Origin of the sequence: Microbacterium sp. MTN4-26 (genome assembly GCF_042846595.1) — a bacterium.
Taxonomy (GTDB): domain Bacteria; phylum Actinomycetota; class Actinomycetes; order Actinomycetales; family Microbacteriaceae; genus Microbacterium; species Microbacterium luteum.
Genome location: NZ_BTGO01000037.1, coordinates 1 through 2,233, shown reverse-complemented (window position 1 = coordinate 2,233; position 2,233 = coordinate 1). Strand labels below are relative to the sequence as shown.

The 2,233-nt window shown below is 66.2% G+C and carries 2 protein-coding genes; both read left to right on the top strand.

What is annotated here, in order from left to right; translation table 11 throughout:
* Positions 1–1,369: IS21 family transposase (gene istA, locus ACGG9C_RS16935; protein WP_390178946.1), on the top strand; the 1,369-nt coding region annotated here is incomplete at its 5' end.
* Positions 1,359–2,138, top strand: a complete 780-nt coding sequence (locus ACGG9C_RS16930; protein WP_228480763.1) for an ATP-binding protein — start codon at positions 1,359–1,361, stop codon at positions 2,136–2,138. The genes istA and ACGG9C_RS16930, both read left to right, overlap by 11 nt.
* The last annotated feature ends 95 nt before the right edge of the window (positions 2,139–2,233 follow it).

Below are 2,233 nucleotides of genomic sequence, written 5' to 3'. Positions count from 1 at the left end.
GTTGTGGGCGCAGTATCTGCAGGTCGACGCTCCCGATGGCCGCAGCCACTATGGGTATGAACGGTTCTGTCAGATCGTCGCCGAGCACGTGCGAGTCAACGACCTCACCGCCCCGATCCAGCACGTCCCCGGGCATACGATGCAGGTCGACTGGGCGGGCACCCGGATGCAGATCGTCGACCCGATCTCTGGGCAGGTCACCTCGGTGTCGGTGTTCGTGGCGTCGCTGCCGTACTCCGGGCTCGTGTTCGCTTACGGGTGTCTGGACGAGAAGTTCCCCGCCTGGGCGGACGCGCACCGGCGAGCATTCGAATACATAGACGGCGTCACGTTGCTGGTCGTGCCGGACAACGCGTCGACGGCGTCGAACCAGATCAGCAAGAGCGAACGCGCCCGCGACGTGAACTCCTCCTACGCGCAGTTCCTCGAGCACTACCGAACCGCTGCGGTCCCGACCAGATCCGCGGCACCCAGAGACAAGGGTCATGTCGAATCCGGGGTGAAGGTGGTCACGAACTGGGTCATCCATTACCTCGCCGACCAGGTGTTCGCCTCCCTCGACGACCTGAACGACGCGATCGCCGAGCGGGTGGAATGGATCAACCACCGGACCCCGTTCCGCGGAGAGGCACGATCGCGGTGGGATTGGTTCACCGAGCACGAGAAGCCGGCGCTGCTCGAGTTGCCCGAACAGCGATGGGAGCCGGTGACGTGGCGGAAAGCGAAGGTGCATCGCGACTGGCATATCCAGATCGACACGATCAAGTACTCCGTCCCGTACGGGTTCGCCGGCCGCGGGGTGGACGTGCGGATCGTCGGCGACACGCTCGACGTCCTCGCTGACGGGGAAGTGATCGCCACCCACCAGCTCGGCAGGCACCGCAACCGCTACGTCACCGACCCGGAGCACGCACCCGCCCACCTGGAAGATCAGGCCGGGCTCTGGACCCGCGCCTACTTCCTCCGCCAGGCCGCGAAAGCAGGCCCCGGGACCGTGACCGCCCTGACCCGCCTGCTGGATTCGAAGACGATCGAGGCGCAAGGATTCCGCTCCTGCATGAACATCCTCGACCTCGGAAAGCGCGGGAACCGGCAACTCCTGGAGCAGGCCTGCCGACGCCTCACGGACGGTGACGAGCGCCGGCAGGTCAGCTACACCTCCGTGAAGCACGCCATCGCCGCGGTCCGCGCCGAGCAGGACGCCAGACCCAGCGCCGATCCAGAGGCCTGGGCCAGAGCGGACACTCCGCCGTCGTCGCGTCCACCCGCCGGGCGGGACACCAGCCGGGCCCACCTGGCCGGCATCAGCGCGTTCAGCCTCGACAACCTCATCGGCACCGGTCAGGGAATCGAGGGCGATGATGCGTGACCAGCACCTCACCATCGACGACATGCCCCTGTTCACCCGGTTGCGAATGACCGCGTTCGGCGAAGCCGTCATCGACATCGCCAACGACCCCACCTTCGATGAATGGACCTTCTCACAGAAGATCCGCCATGCCCTCGAGCAGGAAACCGCCGCCCGAGGCGAGCGGCGCATGATGAAACTGCTCAAAGCGTCCCGCACCCCGAACCCGGCCGCTTGCGTCGAAGACATCCGCTACCTCGAAGGCCGCAGCTTGAACCGCGAGGTCGTCGCCCGCCTCGCAGCATGCCACTGGATCGACCGCACCACGAACCTCGTCGTCCTGGGATCGTCGAGCGTCGGCAAGTCCTACCTCGCGCAAGCGCTCGTGCACGCCGCCTGCCGACGCGACTACACCGCCCGGTACTACCGGCTCGACGACCTCGCCAACCAGCTCGCCGTCCACCACCACACCGACCCCGCCCGGCTACGGTTCCTCAGCGAGCTGCACTCCTGCGACCTGCTCGTGCTCGACGACTTCTTAACAACGCCGATCACGAGCGAGACCGCGGCCGAGCTGCTCAACATCCTCGCCGCACGCGAAGGCAGAGGCTCAACCGCAGTGACCAGTCAGTTCGACCCCGAGGACTGGTACAAATCTCTCCACGATGCAGTGATCGCCGAGTCGATCCTGAACCGGATCATCTCCAACGCCGAGATCGTGCAACTCGCCGGCCCCAACATGCGCCGCCACACCGCTGCCATCACCGAAGAAGAGGTACACGCCGGATAGCCCACCGCTGGGCGCGGCGCGCTTTCCGACCGCCGCGCCCACGCTTTCCGATCCCCACACACGCGCTTTCCGAAGCGCCGTCTAAACATGGTGGA